The organism is Streptomyces bicolor (assembly GCF_000719285.1).
Lineage (GTDB): Bacteria > Actinomycetota > Actinomycetes > Streptomycetales > Streptomycetaceae > Streptomyces > Streptomyces bicolor.
This window is the reverse complement of sequence record NZ_JOFS01000016.1, coordinates 60404-80854: the sequence shown is the minus strand read 5'-3', so window position 1 is coordinate 80854 and position 20451 is coordinate 60404. Positions and strand designations below refer to the sequence as shown.

The following is a 20451-nucleotide window of genomic DNA, read 5'->3' as shown; positions in this document are numbered from 1 at the left end:
GAGGGTTCAGAAGATGTCCGGGCACCACGGTCGCCTGGACGTACGCAGCAGGGCGTCGGCCACCCGGGCGGCGCCCGCTCGTTCTTCCCGCACCAGCCCCAGCGCGGCGAGCCGCACGGCGGACTCGTCGCCGAGCCACAGCCGCGCCAAGTCGGCGATGTCGAGGACGAGTTCGGCGGTGGCCGTGGTCGGCGTGCAGGACGCCCCGTCCGCGGCCGCCTCCAGCCGGTACCGCCCACCCGCCAGGCCGGCCCCGTCCACGACCTCCAGCACCAGCGCGCCCTGCCCGTCGTACGTACGCGCCTGAAGAGCCCGTACGACATCCAGGATCCGCACCCACAGCCAGTCCGCCGACGACGTGGCCCCGGCGGCACGCGGATCGGGCAGGAAGAAGGGCAGCAGGTCGTCGGGGGCCCGCCAGCCGCTCTTCACCGTCGTGATCCAGTCGATCGAGCACAGGTAGCGCCACAGGGCGCGCTCGGCGTCCGGCGTCGTCGTGATCAGCCACTTGACGCTCGCTGTGTTCAACGGCTGCTTCTTGCCCTCGCTCCAGTGGTCGTCCGCCGTGTACGCCACCAGCCCCTCGACCTCACCGCCCGCCGAGCGGTACACGGCGAAGAAGGGCTCGGTCCACGGGGACCGGTCCAGGTGCAGCACCCCCGTGTTGACCAGCCACCACCGCTCGTCCCGGTCGACGGCACCCGGCTGGGCGCGGCGCACCCGCTCGTAGAGCTCCGGGCCGATCTTGCGTACGTCCGCCCCGTCCACGATGTCGATACGGCCGCCGTCCTCGGGGCCGGACCACCTCGGGTCGAGGCCGGTGCGGGGGACGTCGATGGTCCACTGGGTGGTCCAGGTGGCGGGGCCGAAGCCGTAGCGGCCGTAGATCGGGTACTCGGCGGCGATGAGCGTCGCCACGACGTCCCCGCGGTCCTTCGCGGCGGCCAGGTCGTGGGCCATCATCCGGGTGAGCAGGCCGCGGCGGCGGTGGGTGGGGGTGACGGTGACGTTCGAGATGGCGTCGGCGGGGACGGTTTCGCCGCCGACGGTGGTGAGTTCCTGTGGGAAGGACCGGAAGGTGGCCACGCAGCGGCCGGCGTCGAAGGCGCCGAGGGTGCGGGACGGGAGGATGTACGACGCGCGGTCCGCGATCTCCGTGTCGGCGACGCTGGGAGTGCGCAGGAAGCCGGTGTTCAGGGCCCGGATCCAGTCGGGGATGTCGGCCTCGGTGACCGGGCGGACGTCGATGTGGGGTTCGGGGCGGGTCATGGGGCCACGGTAGGTGGGCCGGCGCGGGGGTGTCGCCGCCTTTTCCTCGCCCCCGCCGCCCCTACCCATCCCCTGTGCGTCGGCTACGTCAGCAGGTCGTCCACCTGAGCCTCGCCCTCCCGGTACCGGCGGGTGATCTCGGCGCTGCAGTCGTCGGCCGTTCGCTGGAGCCCTTGGCGGCGGTGGGAGACCTGCTGCTCGTACCGTACGAGGCGCCCCATCGCCGTGCTCAGCTCGGCGTCCGTGCGGGCCTCGAGGTCCGAGAGTTCCACCTCGGCGAGCATCTCCGCCGCCAGCCGCCGGTACTCCTCGCTCTGCGGGGTGCCCAGCGTCACATGGCGGGCCGAGGAGCGGTGGCGGGCCGGGGCGTCGGTCAGGATCTCCGAGAGGCGGTCCACGACGGACGCCGCGCCCGCCGGGGAGCGCCGGGCCAGCTCCGCCCGCAGGATGTCGATCCGGCCCTGCAGCAGCCGCCGTACATAACTCAGGTCCGCCTCGTCGCTCTGGGCGTCCCGGCGCAGGGTGCGCAGCTCGGGCAGGCTGAGTACGGTCAGGTCCTGCTCGGGCAGGCTGAGCACGGTCAGGTCCTGCTCGGGCGCCTCCGCGGCCAGCGGCGCATGCGGGCCCGGGCCCGGATCGTCGGCGGTGCGCTGCGTCGGCGGCCGGATTCCGGCCGGCTGGTCCGCGTGGCTCAACACGACAGCCCCAGGGGGCTGCCCGGTACTCGGTGTGCTCATGTGCCTCTACCGTCCCCTCGACCGGCGTGTGGAAGCATGGTGCCATCCCAACTGGCCGCTATGTGACCGAGTGCCCACGAACAGCCCCAGATGGGGGGTTAAGCAGCTATAAAGAAGCCCCTTACGAGGCACTTCCCCGCACACGGCATGATGGCGGCATGCGAGCTGTGGTGCAGAGAGTGGACGGCGCGAGCGTCGTCGTGGACGGTGAGACGGTCGGGGAGATCGTCGGCGAGGGGCTGTGCGTGCTCGTCGGCGTCACCCACGAGGACACCAAGGAGAAGGCGGCCGGGCTCGCCCGCAAGCTCTGGTCGATCCGCATGCTGCACGACGAGAAGTCCTGCAGCGACATCGACGCCCCGCTCCTCGTCATCAGCCAGTTCACCCTCTACGGCGACGCCCGCAAGGGCCGCCGCCCCACCTGGAACGCCGCCGCCCCCGGCGATGTCGCCGAACCGCTCGTCGACGAGGTCGTCGCCCAACTCCGCGCCCTCGGCGCGACGGTGGCGACGGGCCGGTTCGGCGCGAAGATGCGGGTGTCGCTGACGAACGACGGCCCGTTCACCGTGCTCGTGGAGATCTAGGACCTGTCCTAGGGCTCTACGACGACCTCCTGCGCCGCCGCCGTCGTGTCCGCCACCAACCGCGCGTCCACCGGCACGTTCCGCTTCACCAGCGCCAGCGCGACCGGACCGAGCTCGTGGTGCCGTACGGACGTCGTGATGAAGCCGATCTTCCGGCCGTCGGGCCCGTCGTCCGCGAGCCGGATCTCCGCACCGTGCGTCGGCAGGTGCACCTCGCTGCCGTCGAGGTGCAGGAAGACCAGCCGGCGCGGGGGCTTGCCCAGGTTCTGGACGCGGGCGACCGTCTCCTGGCCGCGGTAGCAGCCCTTCTGCAGGTGCACGGCGGTGCCGATCCAGCCGAGCTCGTGCGGGATGGTGCGGTGGTCGGTCTCGAAGCCGAGGCGCGGGCGGTGGTGCTCGACGCGGAGGGCTTCGTACGCCAGGATCCCGGCCGCCGGGCCGGCCTTCTCCGCGTACGACTCCAGGTCCGCACGCGGGAGGAACAGGTCACGGCCGTACGCCGTCTCGCGTACGACGACACCGTCCGGCACCTCGGCGATGGACCCGGCGGGCAGGTGCACGACCGCGAACTCGTCGGTGCGGTCGGCGACTTCGACCCGGTAGAAGAACTTCATCGACTCCAGGTACGCGATCAGCGCCTCCTGGGTGCCGGGCTCGACATGGGCCCAGACCGTCGCACCGTCGTCCACGAGATACAGCGCGTGCTCGATATGGCCGTGCGCGGAGAGGATCAGCGCCTCGGTGGCCTCGCCGGTCGGCAGGTCGCTGACATGCTGGGTGAGCAGCAGATGCAGCCAGCTCAGCCGGTCCTCGCCGGAGACGGAGACGACTCCGCGGTGCGAGAGGTCGACGAAACCGGTGCCGTCGGCGAGGGCACGCTGCTCGCGGAACAGGTCGCCGTAGTGGGCGGCGACACCTTCGTCCACGCCCTCGGCGGGCACGGCGCCGGGCAGGGTCAGCAGGGGGCTCTTCATATGACTAAGCCTACGACTCGGTAGTTGAACTCTTCAGCGCACAGTCCTTGCACCGGCCGAAGATCGCGAAGTGCTTCATGTCGGTGTCGAAACCGAACTCCTGCTGGAGCTTCGCGGTGAACTCGGCGGCCACCGACACGTCCGCCTCGATCACGTTCGTGCAGTCGCGGCAGACGAGGTGGATGTGGTGGTGGCGGTCGGCCAGGTGGTACGTCGGCGCGCCGTGCCCCAGGTGCGCGTGGCTGACCAGCCCCAGCTCCTCCAGGAGCTCCAGGGTCCGGTAGACCGTGGAAATGTTGACCCCCGACGCCGTCTTCCTCACTTCCACGAGGATGTCGTCGGGGGTCGCGTGCTCCAGGGTGTCCACTGCTTCGAGGACAAGCTGGCGCTGCGGCGTCAGCCGGTAGCCGCGCTGCCTGAGGTCGCTCTTCCAGTCGGTGCTCACCACACCGACGAGTCTAGAACTACTTGAAGAACGCGATCCCGTCGTCCGGCATGTCGTCGGGCAGGGCCTTGGCCCAGCGCTCGACCTCCTCCGGGGTGACGACCTTCTTCAGGTGCGCGGACATGTAGGGGCGCAGCTCGACCTCGGGGGTCTGCTTCTCGCCGACCCACATCAGGTCGCTCTTGACGTAGCCGTAGAGGCGCTTGCCGCCGGTGTACGGGCCGGCGGCGGCCGTGCGGGCCACCGCGTCCGTGGCCAGGTCGATCTGCGGCTTCTTGTCGGCGAGCTCGCCGTACCAGACCTCGACGACCCCGTCGTGGCGGACCATCGTGACCTCGACCTTGCGGTCGGCGTCGATGCGCCAGAAGCCGTGCTCGGACTCCAGCGGCTTCACCTTGTTGCCGTCGTTGTCCAGCACCCAGGTGTGGGACCGGTACTCCAGGAAGTCCCGGCCGTCGTGGCTGAAGCTGACCTCCTGCCCGAAGTTGCACTTCTCGGAGCCGGGGAAGTCGTGCACGCCCGCGCCCGCCCAGTTGCCGAGCAGGAAGGCGAGGGGGACGAGGTCCTTGTGGAGGTCGGACGGGATCTCGATCATGAGCAGCTCAGAAGTCTCGTACGTCGGTGATGGCGGTCAGCGCTGGCCCTGGTACAGCTTCTTCACGGTCAGACCGGCGAAGGCGAGAACGCCGACGGCGACCAGGACCAGCAGGACTTCGAAGAAGATCTCCACGGGGTGCTCCTCGATTGGGCGCGGGGTGCGGTACATGTACACAGGGCCGGGCCCCAGCTTACGCGGCCGCGGCCCGGCCCTCTGTGTGAGGTAGGCCCATGAGCGGGCTCAGCCCAGCAGCTGGCTCTGCAGTACGACCGTCTGCTGGAAGGGCACCGCCCTCGCACCGCCCTTTCGGGACTGGACGATCACCCCGAGGACGTCACCGGCCGGGAGGTACGCCTGCCGGACCTCCTCGTCGCCGTACGGCTCGACCTCGGCGTAGACGGAGGGGCTGATCTCCCCGATCTGCCGGGCCTCCTCCGGGAAGTCCTCGTCGTAGACGGCGGCCTCGGCGCCCCGCAGCTCGTAGCGGGGGCTGCTCATCGTGGCGAGGCCGTCGGCGAACAGCCCGTCCACGACCGCCGCGGTGTCGAAGCGGAGCAGGTAGATCCTGGTGTGCGTGCCGTCCTGGGTGGTCCAGCCGCGTGCCGCGATGTGCCGGAGGCCGTAGTCGACGAGCTGCTGCCCGAACTCGTCGCGGTCCTCCTTCTGCCCGTACTCCGCCAGGAAGTCCTTCGTCGCGAGCCAGCCGTCGTCGCCGCGCAGCGCCTTGTCCGCGGTCGCCCCCTTCGGTGCCGGCAGGACGAGGGCACGCAGGTCGGCGTGGTGGGTGCCGGACTTGTTCGTCTCGGCGAAGGGCCGCGGGCTGCCCGACGGCAGGGGCGGCCTGGTGAGCGTCGGGTAGTCCCAGCGCCCGTCCGACTCGGTCGCCAGTCCCGGTACGTCCGTCCGCTCCATCCCGGTGATCCCGTACGCCGCGCCCGCCCCGACCGCCGCGCAGACTACGACGGCGGCGGTCCAGCGCAGGACGGCACGCAGCACACGGCGGTCCTTGGGCGCCGGAGGCTGCACCGGGGCCTGGGGCGGTATGGGTGGTGCCGCGGGGAGGAACTGCTCGGTCTGCTCGACCTGCTCGGCCTGCTCCGTCTGCTCGCTCATACCGCCTCCCCCGGCTCGGCGATGCGGTCGAGCTGCGTCTTGAGCAGCATCGCGGCCCCCTTGGTGTCGAGTGGCTTGACGCCCTCCGCGGTCGCGGTGACCAGGACGTCGCCCACGTAGGCGGAGCAGTACATGGTGTCGAGGGGCTCCTCGGCGTCCTTGGGCGGCAGGAAGCACTTGGCCTCCTTGTGGCCCTTGATCGCCGGGCCGTCGCGGAGGATGTCCAGGGCGCCGAGGAACCCGTTCTGGAGCGTCGACAGGTCCCGTACGGCCGCCTGGCTCTCCATCTGGCTCAGCACGATGCTGACGTTGTAGATGCCCCGGGCGGCCTCCTCGCTGAGGTTGCTGCCGTTCCCGTTGAAGTAACTGCGCATCGCTATGCCTGTGATGCGCTGCTTGTCCATCCACTTCTCCAGCTGGCGCCGCTGGGAGCGCGGCAGATCACGCAGCGACTCCTTCTGCAGAGCCATGGCCTGGGCGCCGCTGAGCTGCGCGTCCGACCCGAACTCCCTGAGGTCCGGCCCCCGCACCCAGCCGTCGGTGCCGTACGGCACGAGCATCCCGGCCAGCCCGGAGGCGGTCGGCTCCTTCTCGTCGCCGGCCTTCTCCGCCGGGAACTCCCACACCGGCGCCCCGGCGCCCCGATCGGCGTCCCGCACGGTCACGACGGTGTACCCGACGCCGGCGACGAGAGCCCCGACCAGCAGCACGGATCCCGCGACAGCGGCGATACGGCCACGACGGAGGGGCTTCTTGGCGGGCTCGACAGGCGCGGCAGGACCGACAGTCGCGACAGTCGCCGCAGGATCGACGGGCGGCGTCGGCACGGCAGGCTCAACGGGCGGCGTCGGCACGGCGGCGTTCTGGTTCTCGTTCACAGCCGCTCCATCTGCCGCTCGGCCAGGTCCATGATCCTCTTCTTGGTGATCGGCTTGGAGTCGTAGACCCAGATCTCCATGGCGATGTCACCGCGCCAGGCGTACGCGTCCGCGCTGTACAGCGGCATGTAGCCGACCTCGGTCTCGGGCTCGCTGTGGACGTGCGCCATACCGTCTCCGGTGCCCGGGACCGGCCAGCTCTCGGTCGACGCGTTCTCCCCCCAGTACAGGTTCTTGTCGCCGATGTCGTCGGCGGCGACGGCCTCCTCCTGCCGGAACTGCACCAGGCGGATCTCCACCGTGGACGAGCCGGACTGCCAGCCCGTGACGGCGGCCCGGCGGAACTCGTCGCTGACGAGGTTGGCGAAAATCTGGTCCGCCCCCTCAAAGGTGCCGGCGTACCCGGCCAGGTCCATCCAGCCGTCCAGGCCCTCCAGCCACTGGGCGTCCTTCGCCCCGGCCGGCTTCTTCAGCAGCAGCTTGCGCAGGTCGCCGTCGGTCTTCACCCGGCGGTCGCGAGCGGCCGACAGCGGCTCGGGCGCCTCGCCCGCGGACTGCTTCAGGGTCGGCTGGGAGAGCGGGGGCAGCTTGGTCGGCGCACGGTCCGCCTGTACGAGGTAACCGGCACAGGTCCCGCCGACGAGCCCGATCACGGCGGCAGCGCTGATCAGCAGCGCCGTACGCCCACGGCGACGGGGCCGGGCCGCGGCGCGCGCCTCGGGCACCTCCGCATGCCCGGGCACGACCGGAGCGGCCGGCGTCGCCCCCGCTCCTACTTCTTCGGGTACATCCAAGACGTCCCCCCAACAGAACGTGAAGCCCGCATTCCGTATGCGTGCGCACAGGAGACTCATGATCGACAGCCCGGGTTGTAGGGCGGTTGATTACGATTCGACCATGGCGAAGAAGCTCGTGATCAAGGTGACGGCGGGGGCGGACGCCCCCGAGCGCTGTTCGCAGGCGTTCACGGTGGCGGCGGTGGCCGTGGCGAGTGGGGTCGAGGTGTCGTTGTGGCTGACCGGTGAGTCCGCCTGGTTCGCGCTGCCCGGCCGCGCCGCCGAGTTCGAACTGCCGCACGCCGCCCCGCTGCCCGACCTCCTCGACTCGATCCTCGCGGGCGGCCGGCTCACCCTGTGCACCCAGTGCGCGGCCCGCCGGGACATCACGGAGAAGGACGTCATCAAGGGCGTACGGATCGCCGGCGCGCAGGTGTTCGTGCAGGAGGCGCTGGGGGACGAGACACAGGCGCTCGTCTACTGAGACTCGCCCACCCAGAGGCAGAAGGGGTGCCCGGACGGGTCGAACAGCACCCGTACATCGCCCTGGGGCTGGTGGCCGGCGAGTCGCGCCCCTTCCCGCACGGCCCGCGCGGTCTCGCCCTCCAGGTCGTCGACCTCGACGTCCAGGTGCATCATCATCTGCTGGTCGCCGGGCTTGCGCGTGGGCCAGACGGGCGGGGCGTACTCGGGTTCGGTCTCGAAGGCGAGGGACAGGCCCTCGGTGCCGGGTGGCGGGCCGATGAGCACCCAGTTCGGCTCCTCGGCCCGCACGGAGTACCCGAGCAGGCGCAGATAGAACCCGGCGAGCTCGTGCGCGTCACGCGCGTCCAACGTCACGGTCGACAGCTTCGCGGTCGGCATGCACGCCTTCTTACTGCCGCCGCTTCTTGCCGTCCAGCTCGTCCCACCACTCGTCGGACTGCGGGTCGCCGGAGGGGTCGTCCCACCAGCGGTCCTCCGGCCCCCGCCGGTTGGCGACCATCGCGGCGAGCGGCGGGATGACCATGGCGACCAGGCACATGCCGACGGCCACCGGGGTGGACCAGATGCGCACGACGCCCCAGGCCAGGACGAAGAGCGTGACGCAGGTCCCCATCATGGCGAAGTACAGGTGCCGTCGCCGTGCGTACATGCGTCCAGGGTAGGCCCGTGCGGCACGGGCAGGCAGAAGGGCCGCACCCCAGGCGTCCAACCCGCGGGGTGCGGCCCTTCGGCTGCCGATCTCGCTCAGACCGCGATCGCGACCTCGGCGAGAGCGCCCTTCTCGGCGACGACGACCGTACGGTCGGCCGTGGCGCCGGGGACGAGCGCGCGTACGGTCCAGGTGCCCTCGGCCGCGTAGAAGCGGAACTGGCCCGTGGCGGAGGTGGGGACCTCCGCGGTGAACTCGCCGGTCGAGTCCAGCAGACGGACGTAGCCCGTCACCGGCTCGCCGTCGCGGGTCACCTGACCCTGGATCGTGGTCTCACCGGGCTTGATCGTCGAGGCGTCGGGGCCGCCGGCCTTCGCTCCACACATGTCTTTCTCCAGAAGGGGTCTGACCGGAAGGAAGGCCGGTCGGGGATTACGAGCGGGTTGGGTCTTACTTGTTGGCGCCGAGCTCGATCGGAACGCCGACCAGGGAGCCGTACTCGGTCCAGGAGCCGTCGTAGTTCTTGACGTTCTCCACACCGAGCAGCTCGTGCAGGACGAACCAGGTCAGCGCGGAGCGCTCACCGATACGGCAGTAGGCGATGGTGTCCTTCGCCAGGTCCACCTGCTCCTCGGCGTAGAGCTCCTTGAGCTCCTCGTCCGACTTGAAGGTGCCGTCGTCGTTGGCGTTCTTCGACCACGGGATGTTGCGGGCGCTGGGCACGTGGCCCGGGCGCTGCGACTGCTCCTGCGGCAGGTGGGCCGGGGCGAGCAGCTTGCCGGAGAACTCGTCGGGTGACCGGACGTCGACCAGGTTCTGCGAGCCGATCGCGGCGACGACGTCGTCACGGAAGGCACGGATGGAGGTGTCCTGGGCCTTGGCCTTGTACTCGGTCGTCGGGCGCTCGGGCACCTCCTCGACCAGCTCGCGGGCGTCCAGCTCCCACTTCTTGCGGCCGCCGTCGAGAAGCTTGACGTTCTCGTGGCCGTAGAGCTTGAAGTACCAGTAGGCGTAGGACGCGAACCAGTTGTTGTTGCCGCCGTAGAGGATCACCAGGGTGTCGTTGGCGATGCCCTTCGCCGACAGGAGCTTCTCGAAGCCCTCCTGGTCGATGAAGTCGCGGCGGACCGGGTCCTGCAGGTCCTTGGTCCAGTCGATGCGGATCGCGTTGCGGATGTGGTTCTTCTCGTAGGCGGACGTGTCTTCGTCCACCTCCACGATCGCGATGTTGGGGTTGTCCAGGTTCTCCTGGACCCAGTCGGCGTCGACGAGGACGTCGCTGCGGCTCATGCTCTTCTCTCCTCCGGGGCAGTTGCGGCGGCGGGGCGTGCGAGTGCGTGGGGTGCGCGCGCTCGTGCCGAGACGGCGCACCTGTGCCCTGGTCAGGGCGAGGGAAAACGCGGAAGTCGGAGCTTCCGCTCAGAAGGGGCGACAGAGCATGGCGGCAACGCGGCACAGGTCTACTGCCCGCCGCTTCGTGAGATCCGCCTGTCGCTTCATGCCGTCGATCGTAGGGACGGACAGGCGGGCGTGTCACCGGTGTGTCGCATTCTGAGACACGATCGTCCGGGATGTGGGAAGGAGAGGCTGTCGGGATCGCCACCGCGGGGCTTTCGGAGGCATGCGTCCCGCGCCACATCTGCGGTACGGACTACGCCGTCTCGCCCATTGGACGCGGCACGTCCACCGCTCGCGGTACTACCCGGCGAGGCGGACGTTCGAACCCTTCACCGTGATCTCGACGCCGTTCTTCGCCGCCTGGACCTTGTCGAGCTGGATGCCACCCGGGAGGCCGTCGATCTTCTGCTCGAAGTCGGTGATCGCGCGGACCCGGGACTCGGCGATGTCGACGCCGCCGAAGCTGGGCAGGTTGTCCGCGTGCACCCGGACGGTGTCGCCCTGGGCGGTGACCGAGCTGAGGACGTAGACCGGCTCGGGCAGCTTGTTGCCGAGGACGGTGGCCTCGACGGCGACCTTGATCTTGCCGTTGCCGCCATCGGAGAGGCCGACCACGTTGGCGGTGACGCCGGGGGCGACCTGGGTGGGCTGGGACTCGGCGGTCTTCAGCAGCTCGGCGTAGGTGACGGACGCGGTGCCGGTGGCGGTGGCCGCGGTGGCGGAGCTGTAGTCGCCGCTGAACTCGACGCCCTTCATGTTCGCCGTGAGGTCGTCGATCCGGAGCGTCCCGCCGTCGGTGCCGGTGGCGGCCTCGTAGTCCTTGATGCCGACCTCGACGTCGTCCAGCGTGCCGCTCGCGACCTGAGTCAGGAACGGGAAGCCCTTGATGGAGACATCCGGGGCGGTGGCGAGGTTCTCGGTGGCCTGGAGCCTGCCGGCCGCCTCGTCCTCGGCGAACCCGACGGCGAGCCGGTCGGCCAGCACGAAGAGGCCGCCGAGTATCACGACGACGATCAGCAGTATTCGCAGGGCGCGCATGTTGTGGTGTTCCCCCCACCTCGGCGGTCGTCAACGACGACGGTCACGACGTCGACGACGGGTATGACGGTCATGACAGCGACGGACGACCGGGTGGCCGTCCAGCGCGAGAGTAACCCTGCGGTGGCGGTGACCGGCGGATTGTCGATCATCTGTGACAGGCTCTGCCCTCAGGCCAGCGCCCGCCCCAGCACGTACACCGCCGGTGCGGCCGCCGCCAGCGGCAGGGCCACGCCCGCCGTGAAGTGGACGAAGCGCGAGGGGTAGTCGTAGGCGGCCACCCGATGGCCGATCAGGGCGCACACCGCCGCGCCCGCCCCGAGCATCGCCCCACTCGCGCCCAGCCCCGTCATCGCGCCCCCGGCGAGCCCCGCACCCGCCGCCGCGAGCAGCGAGACCACGACGGAAGCCGGCGTCGGCAACGGCAGCGCCCGCGCCAGAACGGCGACCGCGACCGCCGGCGCACCCACGGTCACCGCGTCCGCCTCGGCCGCGAGATACCCGGCCGCGATGATCGCCAGCGCCGCCGAGGCGACCGTCGCCATCAGGCCGTACATCCGCTCGTCGGGATCGGCGTGCGAACGGAGCTGCAGCACCAGCGCCAGCAGCACCCAGACACCCAGCGTCCCGAGGATCGCCGCCGGCGCGCGGTCGGCCGCGAACAACGCCACGTCCGCCGTCAGCGCGCCCGCGAAGGCCAGCGCGATGCCCTGGCGGGCGGGCCACATGCCGTTCAGCCGGAACCAGCCCGCCGCCGTCACGGCCTGTAGGAGGACGAGGGGCACCACGAGGGCGTACGACCCGATCGCCGCCGCGCCCGAGAGCAGCAGCCCCAGCAGCGCCGTGAGCGCGGCCGGCTGCATTCCCGGGTCGATGATCGGGGAACGGCCCTCCAGACGGGCGCGCTGGGCGTCCGTGATGCGGGAGTTGCCGCCTACGGTCGCGGGACCGTAGGCGGGGCCGTCGCCGTCGACGGGCTGTGCATCCGTGCCGGGCGTGCCGGGCTCGGGGGCCTGGGTCCGCGTCCCGCTCTGCTGCTGTGCGGGGGACGGGAACTGGGTCTGGGGCTGGAACTGGGCGTGCGGGTGGGCCTGCGGCTGCTGGCGCATCTGCTCCTGGGGGTGGGCCTGTGCCTGCGGCGCACCGTCCCAGCCACCCTGGCCCGTCTCCCCGTACCCGGCATACGCCGCCGCTCCCTGCGACGGCAGATACGCCGTCTCGGCCGGGGAGGCCGCAGACGCCGTACCGCCCGCGGAGGCCGGCGTCACCGGCGCCTGCACCTGCGTCTCCCAGGTCTGCCCCTGCCACTGCTGGGTGTACTGCTGGGCGGCCTGTGGATCGTCGTGCGGCTGCTGCCCGGGCCACGCCTGCGGCGCGGGCTGCTGATACGGGTCGTACCCGTCGTAGCCCTGCCCCTGGTGTCCCTGGTGTCCCTGATACGGCTGGTCGCTCATCGTCACCCTCCTGCGAACGGCGGGAGCACCTCGACCGTGCCGCCGTCGGCCAGCCGTACCGTCTCATGTTCGCGGGTGCCCACGGGGTCACCGTCGATGAGGAACGAGCATCGCCGCAGTACGCGCGTCAGTTCCCCGGGGTGTCGCTCGCGCACCGCGTCGAGCGCCTCGGCGAGGGTGGCCGCGTCGTACGGCTCCTCGGCGATCCCGGCCGCGGCCTTCGCGGCGGCCCAGTAGCGCACCGTGACCTTTGGCATCCGGTTCCTCAATCAATCGGCTGTGTACCCAGTCAGGCTAGCCGCCCTGGGAGACGGCCCAGTGCCCGATGCGGTCCAGCAGTGCGTCGCCGGCCGCGTGCTCGGCGTGGCCCATGCCCGGCTCCAGCCAGAGTTCGCCGTGGTCACCGGCCGCCTGGGCCAGCATGCGGGGGTGGTCGAGGGGGAAGTAGCCGTCCCGGTCGCCGTGCACGATGAGCAGCGGGGTCGGGGCGATCCGGGGGACCGCCTCCACGGGGGACATCGGTACCGGGCTCCACTCCCGGTGATGGATCCGCGTACGGAATCCGTAGCGCCCCACCAGACGTCCCTCGGGCCGGGTCACCAGCCAGTGCAGGCGGCGCATGCGGGGTGTGCCCCGGTAGTACCAGCGCGCCGGCGCACTCACGGACACCACGGCGTCCGTACGCGCCCCGGCCGCGTCACCGCCCCCGCCGTAGATCGCCGCGTGCCGCAGCACCACCGACCCGCCCATGGAGAAGCCGACGGTCACCACGCGCGCGTGCCCGAGTCCGCGCGCCCACCGCACCGCGGCCGCCAGGTCCAGCACCTCGCGGTCGCCGACCGTCGAGCGACCACCCGACGCGCCGTGCCCCCGGAAGGAGAAGGTGACGACGGCTCCGTGCCGGACGAAGGCCTCCGCCACCCGGCGGACGTGCGGCTTGTCGACGTCCCCGGTGAAGCCGTGGGCGACGACGAACACCACGTCACCGGCAGGTGGACGGAAGGAGTCGTATACGACCGCACCCGGGTCGTATACGGAATCGATCGTCACCCCGTCGTCGGTGTGCAGAAACGTCCGCAAAGGTGTAAGTCTGGCCGTCTCAGAGTTCGGACGAACCGTCGATCGTGCCACATGACCTGCCGGACCATTGCTCATGTGGGCTATTCTGCTGGGCAGAGGACTCGGGCAGCGTAGCCCCCGGGTCCTTTTGTGCTTTCGGAAGCGTTGTATACGACGCGGGAAACCGCAGGTGTACGGGGCCTTCGGGATCGCAGAGCAGTTCCGCACCGAATATGTCCTCGCAGGGACCGAGGAGGAACCAGACGTATGAGTTCTCTGCTGCTCCTGACCAATGCCCTCCAGCCGTCGACGGAGGTGCTCCCCGCACTCGGCCTGCTGCTGCACAACGTGCGCGTGGCCCCGGCGGAGGGACCCGCCCTCGTCGACACCCCGGGCGCCGACGTCATCCTCATCGACGGCCGGCGTGACCTGCCGCAGGTCCGCAGCCTGTGCCAGCTCCTGCGCTCGACCGGCCCCGGCTGCCCGCTCGTCCTCGTCGTCACCGAGGGCGGCCTCGCCGCCGTCACCGCCGACTGGGGCATCGACGACGTACTGCTCGACACCGCCGGCCCCGCGGAGGTGGAGGCCCGGCTCCGGCTCGCGATGGGCCGCCAGCAGATCGTCAACGACGACTCCCCCATGGAAATCCGCAACGGCGACCTCTCGGTCGACGAGGCGACCTACTCCGCGAAACTCAAGGGACGGGTCCTCGACCTCACCTTCAAGGAGTTCGAGCTCCTGAAGTACCTCGCCCAGCACCCGGGCCGTGTGTTCACGCGCGCGCAGCTGCTGCAGGAGGTCTGGGGCTACGACTACTTCGGCGGCACCCGGACGGTCGACGTCCACGTACGACGACTGCGCGCGAAGCTCGGACCCGAGCACGAGTCGCTCATCGGGACCGTACGGAACGTCGGTTATCGATTCGTTACTCCGGAGAAGATCGACCGGGCCGCCGAGGAGGCGAAGGCCAAGGCCGGCCGCGCAAAGCCGGAAGATGCGGACGAGGCGGACGCCCTGGACGGCGCCGAGGTCCGCGCCGAGGCGTAGAACGGCACGGCGGACGCTCGGGCAGGGCGCACCGGCGTCGCATTCGCACATGCGGGTGGCGGCCGGGCGGCAACGGAGCTCCTTCACGCCCTGCCCAGAGCGGGTCCATCCGCGTAGACTCCGCGCGTGGCCAAGGTGACTCGCGATGACGTCGCGCGACTGGCAGGGACATCCACTGCCGTCGTCAGCTATGTCATCAACAACGGACCCCGGCCGGTCGCCCCGGCCACGCGCGAGCGTGTCCTCGCCGCGATCAAGGAGCTGGGCTACCGGCCCGACCGGGTCGCCCAGGCGATGGCCTCGCGGCGCACGGATCTCATAGGCCTGATCGTCCCGGACGCCCGCCAGCCCTTCTTCGGCGAGATGGCGCACGCGGTCGAATGGGCCGCCGCCGAGCGCGGCAAGATGGTTCTCGTCGGCAACTCCGACTACGTCGGCGAGCGCGAGGTCCACTATCTGCGGGCGTTCCTCGGGATGCGCGTCTCGGGGCTCATCCTCGTCTCCCACGCCCTGAACGACCTGGCCGCCGCCGAGATCGAGGCCTGGGACGCCCGGGTCGTCCTCCTCCACGAGCGGCCCGAGGCCATAGACGACGTCGCCGTCGTCACCGACGACCTGGGTGGCGCCCAGCTCGCCGTACGCCATCTCCTGGAGCACGGCTACGAGTACGTCGCCTGTATGGGCGGCACCGCGGAGACCCCGGCGGTCGGCGACCCGGTCTCCGACCACGTCGAGGGCTGGCGGCGGGCGATGGCCGAGGCGCGGATCCCGACGGAGGGGCGGCTGTTCGAGGCGCCGTACAACCGGTACGACGCGTATCGCATAGCGCTGGAGATCCTCTCCGGGCCGAACCGCCCGCCCGCGATCTTCTGCTCCACCGACGACCAGGCCATCGGTGTGCTGCGGGCGGCGCGGGAACTGCGGATCGATGTGCCGGGGGAGCTGGCTGTCGCCGGGTTCGACGACATCAAGGAAGCGGCGCTCGCGGATCCACCGCTGACGACCATCGCGTCGGACCGCTCGGCGATGGCCCGGGCCGCGGTGGATCTGGTCCTGGATGACGGACTGCGGGTTGCGGGGTCACGGCGTGAGCGGCTGAAGGTGTTTCCGTCCCGGCTCGTCGTGCGGCGCTCTTGTGGGTGCGCCTGAGGTTTCGGGGTTTCTGCCGACTGTTCCGGTGTCCCGGGTGTCAATCGCCGCCTTCACCTCCGACGTGTCCTATTTTTCTGATTGATCACTTTTTCGGCCTGCACACCGCCGCTCCCCGGAAACACCGAGGCCTGACCCGCCATGCCCGACGGACAGAACCGGACGAACACGACGCGCCGCCTCCGGGCGTACATGCTGAGGGTCTGCGTCGCCACCGCGGTCGCGGCGTCGCTCACCGCGTGCTCCGCCACCGGCACGCCCCACGATGCACGGACGCCCCTGGCCCGGGCGAGCGCGCCGAACCCGGGACCGGCGGCACAGCCGCGCCTGAATCGCGGCGCGACCCTCGCGCGGGCGCTCAGGCCCCTCGTTCCGGGCGGCGACACCCGGCTGGCGGTCGCGGTGCTCGACCTCGACAGCGCCGACCGGGAGATCGCCTCGTACGGGAAGGGCGCGAGGTTCGAGACGGCGAGCATCATCAAGGTGGACATCCTCGCGACGCTGCTGCTGCAGGCGGCGGACGAGGACCGCGAGCTGACAGCCGCCGAGCGCCGCGACGCCGCGGAGATGATCCGGACGAGCGACAACGACGCGACCAACGTCCTGTGGCGGGCGATCGGCGAAGCGGAAGGCCTCGACGCCGCGAACGAACGGTTGGGGCTCTCCTCGACGGAGGGCGGCCCCGGCATCCGCTGGGGCCTCACCCGGACCACGGCCACGGACCAGGTCAAGCTGTTGCGTGCGGTCTTCACCCGAGGGCCGGCGCGCTCCGCCCGCGCGCACGCACGGCTCAACCAGGAGTCCCGTGCCTACATCCGGCACCTGATGGGCCAGGTCGTGCGGGACCAGGACTGGGGGATCTCCGCGGCCGGCTCCCCGGGCTCCGGATGGGCCCTCAAGAACGGCTGGCTGCGGCGGGACTCGACCGACCTGTGGATCATCAACAGCGTCGGCCAGGTCACCGTGCACGGGCACCGGTACCTGGTCTCGGTCCTCAGCGACGGCAACCCCACGATGGAAAGCGGGGTCTCGCTGGTCGAACAGGCGGCGAGAGCGGCGGTCGGCGCGGCCAGCACACACGTCCGCCCCTGGCCGCTGTAAGCGGACCTGAGGCTGCCAAGCGGATCTGAAGGTTCTCTGAGAGGCCCCGCCCAGCCGCCAGTACGGGCTTTATATCGGGCATACGAGCTTCTGCCGGGCTTCTCAGGGAGCGCTCAGGAAGCTCTCATGGTCGGGCGACAAGCTCTTTTCCATGACCGAGAGCTTCCGCCGCAGCGGCGACTACGACAACCCGTACCCGGGCGCCCAGCAGCACGCCTCCTCCCCCGTGAACCCGGAGTGGCCGCCCCCGCCGGCGCACGAGCCGACGGTCCAGGCGGGCGGCGCCGCGGGCGCCCCCACCGCTCTCCTCACCGAGCCCGTCGCCCAGCCGCCGAGGACGCGGCGCCGCAACCGCGGTCCCGTCGCCCTCCTCGCGGCCGTGGCGATCGTCGCCGCGGCGATCGGGGGCGGTACGGCGTACGGCATCCAGGAGCTGACCGGCAACGACACCGTCGCCGCCGCCGGCTCCACCAGCACCAACGTCATCCCCTCCAGCCAGAAGGGCACGGTCTCCGGCGTCGCCAAGGCGGTCAGCCCGAGCATCGTCGAGATCAACGCGACCTCGAACGCCGGGTCGTCCACCGGCTCCGGCGTGATCATCACCGGTGACGGCGAGATCATCACCAACAACCACGTCGTCTCCGGCGCCTCGTCGGTCAAGGTGAGGACCAGCGACGGCAAGGAGTACACCGCCGAGGTCGTCGGCACCGACAGCAGCAAGGACCTCGCGCTGATCAAGCTGCGGAACGCGTCCGGCCTGACGGCGGCCACCCTCGGCGACTCCGACGGTGTGCAGGTCGGCGACGAGGTCGTGGCGATCGGCTCGCCCGAGGGCCTGACCGGCACGGTCACCAGCGGCATCGTGTCCGCGCTCGACCGTGACGTGACCGTCTCGACGGACGAGAGCCAGGGGCAGCAACAGCAGGGCGGGGGCGGTGGGTGGCCGTTCGAGTTCGGCGGTCAGCAGTTCAACGGCGACACCGGGTCGTCGACGACGACGTACAAGGCGATACAGACGGACGCGTCCCTCAATCCCGGCAACTCCGGCGGCGCGCTGATCGACATGAACGGCAACATCATCGGCATCAACTCGGCGATGTACTCGGCCTCCGGTTCGAGCTCGTCCGACGCGGGCAGCGTCGGCCTCGGCTTCGCCATCCCGATCAACACCGTCAAGTCCGACCTCGCCAAGCTGCGCTCGGGCTCGCAGAGCTGAAGGAGTACGTGATGATCCAGCAGGTTGAGCACACCGAGACCGGTATCGGCGCAGCCGACTTCGCCCTGGCCCTCGAGGTCGCCGACGCCCTGCACGCGCCGACTGCCCCGTCCCGGGCGCCGGAGCTGGCGACCGTCGGCCTCGGCGCAGGCCGCAGGACCACCGCGGCCCGCTCCCGCCGCCGTACCGTACGAGGCTGAGAACGTGCGAGGCTGAGAGCGTCCGAGCCAGCTCAGCCCGCCCTTCCAGCCCCCTCTCCCACCGCACGCGAGGACCCCGAGCCCATGAGCCCCGCCGAAGGCGACCGTGACCCCCAGCGCATCCTGATCGTCGACGACGAGCCCGCGGTGCGTGAAGCACTCCAGCGCAGCCTGGCCTTCGAGGGGTACGACACGGAGGTCGCGGTCGACGGCGCCGACGCCCTGGAGAAGGCGACCGCCTACCGGCCCGAGCTGGTGATCCTGGACATCCAGATGCCCCGCATGGACGGCCTCACCGCCGCCCGCCGTATCCGCGGCGCCGGCGACACGACGCCGATCCTGATGCTGACCGCCCGCGACACGGTCGGCGACCGCGTGACGGGACTCGACGCCGGGGCCGACGACTACCTGGTCAAGCCGTTCGAGCTGGACGAACTGTTCGCCCGGGTCAGGGCCCTGCTGCGGCGCAGCTCGTACGCGGCGGCGGCCGGTGCGGGCCCGGCGGAGGACGACGAGGCGCTGACCTTCGCCGACCTGCGCATGGACCTCGCGACGCGGGAGGTCACGCGGGGTGGGCGGCCGGTGGAGCTGACCCGTACGGAGTTCACGCTGCTGGAGATGTTCATGGCGCATCCACGCCAGGTGCTGACCCGGGAGCAGATCCTGAAGGCGGTGTGGGGCTTCGACTTCGAGCCGAGCTCCAACTCGCTGGACGTGTACGTCATGTACCTGAGGCGCAAGACCGAGGCCGGTGGTGAGCCGCGGCTCGTGCACACGGTTCGGGGTGTGGGGTATGTGCTGCGGCAGGGTGGGGCGGAGTGAGGAGGGTTCTTCGGCGGTACCGGTCGCTGCCGATTCGGTCGCGGCTGGCGCTGTTGGTGGCGGCGGCGGTGGCGTTCGCGGTGGCGGCGGTTTCGGTGACCTGTTGGTTCATTGTGCAGGGGAAGCTGTACGACCAAGTGAACGCCGATCTGGAGGAGATGGCGCGGAGGCCTGGCACCGTCAGCGCGCTCCTTCAGAGGTGCACGCAGACTCCGCAGGAGAACGCCCAGTTCTTCCACCGGAATGACTACGTCCAGGCGATCAAGGAGGAGGGCGCGCCCTGCGTCGACCCGAACTCCCCGAGCACCGTCAACGTCACCGCCTCTGACAAGGACGTGATCAAGGGCGCGGACAGGAGTAAGGGCTTCTTCCGCAACGGCACCGACGAGAACGGCAACGCCGTACGCGTGCTGACCGTGTACCTGGGCGTCGACCAGAACGACTCACAAGGGGTCGCCCTGCAGCTCGCGACCCCCCTCAAGAGCACCCAGTCCACCCTCAACGAACTCGCCCTCATCCTCCTCCTCGTCTCCGGCATCGGAGTCGTCGGCGCCGGCGCGGCGGGCCTGGCGGTGGCCCGAGCGGGCCTGCGCCCCGTAGACAAGCTCACCGACGCCGTGGAACACGTCGCCCGTACCGAGGACCTGAGCGTCCGCATCCCGGTTGAGGACGAGAGCGAGGACGAGGTCGCCCGTCTCTCCCGCTCCTTCAACTCCATGACGTCGGCCCTGGCCAGCTCCCGCGAGTTGCAACAGCAGCTCATCGCGGATGCCGGCCACGAACTCCGTACCCCGCTCACCTCCCTCCGCACGAACATCGAACTCCTCACCCGCAGCGAGGAGACGGGCCGCCCGATCCCCGAGGCGGACCGCAAGGCACTCCTCGCCTCGGTGAAGGCGCAGATGACCGAACTGGCGGCCCTGATCGGCGACTTGCAGGAACTGTCCCGATCGGAGAGTCAGCGAGGCGAGCGCGTCCAGGTGCTCTCCCTGGAGGACACGGTCGAGTCGGCCCTGCGCCGCGCCCGCCTCCGGGGCCCCGAGCTGACGATCACCGCCGACCTCCACCCCTGGTTCGTCCGCGCGGAACCGGCGGCGCTGGAGCGCGCGGTGGTCAACATCCTCGACAACGCGGTGAAGTTCAGCCCCGAGGGCGGCACGATCGAGGTCGCCCTGAACGAAGGCGTCCTCGCCGTCCGCGATCACGGCCCCGGCATCCCCGCCGACGAACTCCCCCACGTCTTCGACCGCTTCTGGCGCTCACCGAGCGCGCGAGCCCTGCCGGGCTCGGGGCTTGGCCTGTCGATCGTGGCCCGTACGGTCGAGCAGGCGGGCGGCCAGGTGACGCTGGCCCGCGCGGAGGGCGGCGGGACGGTGGCGACGGTACGGCTGCCGGGGGCGGCCACTCCTCCGCCGGAGACGCCGTAGCCGCCTATGCCGTAGCCGCCAATAGGGTGGC

General features: G+C 70.8%; 26 protein-coding genes. 9 read left to right on the top strand and 17 right to left on the bottom strand.

Annotation, left to right across the window (positions count from 1 at the left end; translation table 11 throughout):
• Positions 1 to 6: 6 nt before the first annotated feature.
• Both IF78_RS0121705 and IF78_RS0121700 read right to left on the bottom strand, forming a co-directional pair.
• Positions 7 to 1269: a GNAT family N-acetyltransferase gene (locus IF78_RS0121705; protein WP_031479090.1), complete on the bottom strand. Its 1263-nt coding sequence runs from the start codon at positions 1267 to 1269 to the stop codon at positions 7 to 9.
• 83 nt (positions 1270 to 1352) lie between these two features.
• A complete protein-coding gene (locus IF78_RS0121700; protein ID WP_031479092.1) occupies positions 1353 to 2006 on the bottom strand; it encodes an RsiG family protein in 654 nt (217 codons plus the stop codon).
• A gap of 158 nt (positions 2007 to 2164) precedes the next feature.
• Here IF78_RS0121700 and dtd point away from each other — a divergent pair, with 158 nt between their 5' ends.
• The gene (gene dtd, locus IF78_RS0121695; RefSeq protein WP_031479094.1) at positions 2165 to 2590 is read left to right on the top strand and encodes a D-aminoacyl-tRNA deacylase; all 426 of its coding nucleotides are present in this window, start codon (positions 2165 to 2167) and stop codon (positions 2588 to 2590) included.
• Between the two features lie 8 nt (positions 2591 to 2598).
• Here dtd and ygfZ read toward each other — a convergent pair whose 3' ends face one another.
• The 6 genes from ygfZ to IF78_RS0121660 form a co-directional block, all read right to left on the bottom strand.
• Positions 2599 to 3564 carry a CAF17-like 4Fe-4S cluster assembly/insertion protein YgfZ gene (gene ygfZ / locus IF78_RS0121690; protein ID WP_031479096.1) on the bottom strand — a complete coding sequence of 322 codons (966 nt, stop codon included), beginning with the start codon at positions 3562 to 3564 and terminating at the stop codon, positions 2599 to 2601.
• Between the two features lie 10 nt (positions 3565 to 3574).
• Positions 3575 to 4012 carry a Fur family transcriptional regulator gene (locus tag IF78_RS0121685; protein WP_031479098.1) on the bottom strand — a complete coding sequence of 146 codons (438 nt, stop codon included), beginning with the start codon at positions 4010 to 4012 and terminating at the stop codon, positions 3575 to 3577.
• A 16-nt stretch (positions 4013 to 4028) separates the two neighbouring features.
• A complete protein-coding gene (locus IF78_RS0121680; RefSeq protein WP_031479100.1) occupies positions 4029 to 4604 on the bottom strand; it encodes a heme-binding beta-barrel domain-containing protein in 576 nt (191 codons plus the stop codon).
• A 243-nt stretch (positions 4605 to 4847) separates the two neighbouring features.
• The gene (locus tag IF78_RS0121670; protein WP_031479104.1) at positions 4848 to 5720 is read right to left on the bottom strand and encodes a hypothetical protein; all 873 of its coding nucleotides are present in this window, start codon (positions 5718 to 5720) and stop codon (positions 4848 to 4850) included.
• Positions 5717 to 6598 (bottom strand): hypothetical protein, encoded by an 882-nt coding sequence (locus IF78_RS0121665; RefSeq protein WP_234439765.1) that lies wholly within the window; start codon positions 6596 to 6598, stop codon positions 5717 to 5719. Before IF78_RS0121665 ends, IF78_RS0121670 begins: the two co-directional genes overlap by 4 nt.
• Positions 6595 to 7341 carry a hypothetical protein gene (locus IF78_RS0121660; RefSeq protein ID WP_234439766.1) on the bottom strand — a complete coding sequence of 249 codons (747 nt, stop codon included), beginning with the start codon at positions 7339 to 7341 and terminating at the stop codon, positions 6595 to 6597. Before IF78_RS0121660 ends, IF78_RS0121665 begins: the two co-directional genes overlap by 4 nt.
• Before the next feature lie 154 nt (positions 7342 to 7495).
• Between IF78_RS0121660 and IF78_RS0121655 the strand changes: the two genes are divergently transcribed.
• A complete protein-coding gene (locus IF78_RS0121655) occupies positions 7496 to 7858 on the top strand; it encodes a DsrE family protein (RefSeq protein WP_031479110.1) in 363 nt (120 codons plus the stop codon).
• Here the strand turns inward: IF78_RS0121655 and IF78_RS0121650 are convergent.
• The 9 genes from IF78_RS0121650 to IF78_RS0121615 form a co-directional block, all read right to left on the bottom strand.
• Positions 7852 to 8238 (bottom strand): VOC family protein, encoded by a 387-nt coding sequence (locus IF78_RS0121650; RefSeq protein ID WP_031479112.1) that lies wholly within the window; start codon positions 8236 to 8238, stop codon positions 7852 to 7854. The genes IF78_RS0121655 and IF78_RS0121650 overlap by 7 nt on opposite strands.
• Positions 8239 to 8248: 10 nt before the next feature.
• Positions 8249 to 8509 carry a DUF3099 domain-containing protein gene (locus tag IF78_RS0121645; protein ID WP_031479114.1) on the bottom strand — a complete coding sequence of 87 codons (261 nt, stop codon included), beginning with the start codon at positions 8507 to 8509 and terminating at the stop codon, positions 8249 to 8251.
• Between the two features lie 95 nt (positions 8510 to 8604).
• Entirely contained in the window at positions 8605 to 8895 is a 291-nt protein-coding gene (locus IF78_RS0121640; protein ID WP_004000115.1) for a DUF1416 domain-containing protein, read from the bottom strand.
• A 64-nt stretch (positions 8896 to 8959) separates the two neighbouring features.
• On the bottom strand, positions 8960 to 9799 hold the full coding sequence (locus IF78_RS0121635; RefSeq protein ID WP_031479117.1) for a sulfurtransferase: 840 nt from the start codon (positions 9797 to 9799) through the stop codon (positions 8960 to 8962).
• A 129-nt stretch (positions 9800 to 9928) separates the two neighbouring features.
• Complete coding sequence (locus IF78_RS50895; RefSeq protein WP_350751515.1) at positions 9929 to 10009, bottom strand: Ms5788A family Cys-rich leader peptide; 81 nt, start codon at positions 10007 to 10009, stop codon at positions 9929 to 9931.
• Between the two features lie 198 nt (positions 10010 to 10207).
• On the bottom strand, positions 10208 to 10945 hold the full coding sequence (locus tag IF78_RS0121630) for an LmeA family phospholipid-binding protein (protein WP_031479119.1): 738 nt from the start codon (positions 10943 to 10945) through the stop codon (positions 10208 to 10210).
• 170 nt (positions 10946 to 11115) lie between these two features.
• Positions 11116 to 12399 carry a hypothetical protein gene (locus IF78_RS0121625; protein WP_031479121.1) on the bottom strand — a complete coding sequence of 428 codons (1284 nt, stop codon included), beginning with the start codon at positions 12397 to 12399 and terminating at the stop codon, positions 11116 to 11118.
• A gap of 2 nt (positions 12400 to 12401) precedes the next feature.
• Positions 12402 to 12656 (bottom strand): MoaD/ThiS family protein, encoded by a 255-nt coding sequence (locus tag IF78_RS0121620; RefSeq protein WP_031479123.1) that lies wholly within the window; start codon positions 12654 to 12656, stop codon positions 12402 to 12404.
• Positions 12657 to 12693: 37 nt separating this feature from the next.
• The gene (locus IF78_RS0121615) at positions 12694 to 13554 is read right to left on the bottom strand and encodes an alpha/beta hydrolase (protein ID WP_031479125.1); all 861 of its coding nucleotides are present in this window, start codon (positions 13552 to 13554) and stop codon (positions 12694 to 12696) included.
• A gap of 171 nt (positions 13555 to 13725) precedes the next feature.
• Here IF78_RS0121615 and IF78_RS0121610 point away from each other — a divergent pair, with 171 nt between their 5' ends.
• From IF78_RS0121610 to IF78_RS0121580, 7 genes are all read left to right on the top strand, one after another.
• Positions 13726 to 14505 carry a winged helix-turn-helix transcriptional regulator gene (locus IF78_RS0121610; RefSeq protein ID WP_031479127.1) on the top strand — a complete coding sequence of 260 codons (780 nt, stop codon included), beginning with the start codon at positions 13726 to 13728 and terminating at the stop codon, positions 14503 to 14505.
• Positions 14506 to 14631: 126 nt separating this feature from the next.
• On the top strand, positions 14632 to 15654 hold the full coding sequence (locus IF78_RS0121605; protein WP_031479129.1) for a LacI family DNA-binding transcriptional regulator: 1023 nt from the start codon (positions 14632 to 14634) through the stop codon (positions 15652 to 15654).
• A 141-nt stretch (positions 15655 to 15795) separates the two neighbouring features.
• A complete protein-coding gene (locus tag IF78_RS0121600; protein ID WP_234439767.1) occupies positions 15796 to 16755 on the top strand; it encodes a serine hydrolase in 960 nt (319 codons plus the stop codon).
• 151 nt (positions 16756 to 16906) lie between these two features.
• A complete protein-coding gene (locus IF78_RS0121595; RefSeq protein ID WP_031479133.1) occupies positions 16907 to 17971 on the top strand; it encodes a S1C family serine protease in 1065 nt (354 codons plus the stop codon).
• Between the two features lie 11 nt (positions 17972 to 17982).
• Entirely contained in the window at positions 17983 to 18171 is a 189-nt protein-coding gene (locus IF78_RS0121590) for a hypothetical protein (RefSeq protein WP_031479135.1), read from the top strand.
• Positions 18172 to 18255: 84 nt separating this feature from the next.
• The gene (locus IF78_RS0121585) at positions 18256 to 18993 is read left to right on the top strand and encodes a response regulator transcription factor (RefSeq protein ID WP_031479137.1); all 738 of its coding nucleotides are present in this window, start codon (positions 18256 to 18258) and stop codon (positions 18991 to 18993) included.
• Positions 18990 to 20420 (top strand): sensor histidine kinase, encoded by a 1431-nt coding sequence (locus IF78_RS0121580; protein WP_031479139.1) that lies wholly within the window; start codon positions 18990 to 18992, stop codon positions 20418 to 20420. The genes IF78_RS0121585 and IF78_RS0121580 overlap by 4 nt, the downstream gene beginning before the upstream one ends.
• Positions 20421 to 20451: the final 31 nt, after the last annotated feature.

Coding starts and splice junctions, on each gene's coding strand:
- IF78_RS0121620 (WP_031479123.1), bottom strand. CDS start 12,656: ATGCCAAAGGTCACGGTGCGCTACTGGGCCGCCGCGAAGGCCGCGGCC.
- IF78_RS0121645 (WP_031479114.1), bottom strand. CDS start 8,509: ATGTACGCACGGCGACGGCACCTGTACTTCGCCATGATGGGGACCTGC.
- IF78_RS0121680 (WP_031479100.1), bottom strand. CDS start 4,604: ATGATCGAGATCCCGTCCGACCTCCACAAGGACCTCGTCCCCCTCGCC.
- IF78_RS0121585 (WP_031479137.1), top strand. CDS start 18,256: ATGAGCCCCGCCGAAGGCGACCGTGACCCCCAGCGCATCCTGATCGTC.
- IF78_RS0121625 (WP_031479121.1), bottom strand. CDS start 12,399: ATGAGCGACCAGCCGTATCAGGGACACCAGGGACACCAGGGGCAGGGC.
- IF78_RS0121640 (WP_004000115.1), bottom strand. CDS start 8,895: ATGTGTGGAGCGAAGGCCGGCGGCCCCGACGCCTCGACGATCAAGCCC.
- IF78_RS0121630 (WP_031479119.1), bottom strand. CDS start 10,945: ATGCGCGCCCTGCGAATACTGCTGATCGTCGTCGTGATACTCGGCGGC.
- IF78_RS0121655 (WP_031479110.1), top strand. CDS start 7,496: ATGGCGAAGAAGCTCGTGATCAAGGTGACGGCGGGGGCGGACGCCCCC.
- IF78_RS0121635 (WP_031479117.1), bottom strand. CDS start 9,799: ATGAGCCGCAGCGACGTCCTCGTCGACGCCGACTGGGTCCAGGAGAAC.
- IF78_RS0121700 (WP_031479092.1), bottom strand. CDS start 2,006: ATGAGCACACCGAGTACCGGGCAGCCCCCTGGGGCTGTCGTGTTGAGC.
- IF78_RS0121615 (WP_031479125.1), bottom strand. CDS start 13,554: ATGAGCAATGGTCCGGCAGGTCATGTGGCACGATCGACGGTTCGTCCG.
- IF78_RS0121705 (WP_031479090.1), bottom strand. CDS start 1,269: ATGACCCGCCCCGAACCCCACATCGACGTCCGCCCGGTCACCGAGGCC.
- IF78_RS50895 (WP_350751515.1), bottom strand. CDS start 10,009: ATGAAGCGACAGGCGGATCTCACGAAGCGGCGGGCAGTAGACCTGTGC.
- ygfZ (WP_031479096.1), bottom strand. CDS start 3,564: ATGAAGAGCCCCCTGCTGACCCTGCCCGGCGCCGTGCCCGCCGAGGGC.
- IF78_RS0121590 (WP_031479135.1), top strand. CDS start 17,983: ATGATCCAGCAGGTTGAGCACACCGAGACCGGTATCGGCGCAGCCGAC.
- IF78_RS0121600 (WP_234439767.1), top strand. CDS start 15,796: ATGCCCGACGGACAGAACCGGACGAACACGACGCGCCGCCTCCGGGCG.
- dtd (WP_031479094.1), top strand. CDS start 2,165: ATGCGAGCTGTGGTGCAGAGAGTGGACGGCGCGAGCGTCGTCGTGGAC.
- IF78_RS0121595 (WP_031479133.1), top strand. CDS start 16,907: ATGACCGAGAGCTTCCGCCGCAGCGGCGACTACGACAACCCGTACCCG.
- IF78_RS0121650 (WP_031479112.1), bottom strand. CDS start 8,238: ATGCCGACCGCGAAGCTGTCGACCGTGACGTTGGACGCGCGTGACGCG.
- IF78_RS0121670 (WP_031479104.1), bottom strand. CDS start 5,720: ATGAGCGAGCAGACGGAGCAGGCCGAGCAGGTCGAGCAGACCGAGCAG.
- IF78_RS0121610 (WP_031479127.1), top strand. CDS start 13,726: ATGAGTTCTCTGCTGCTCCTGACCAATGCCCTCCAGCCGTCGACGGAG.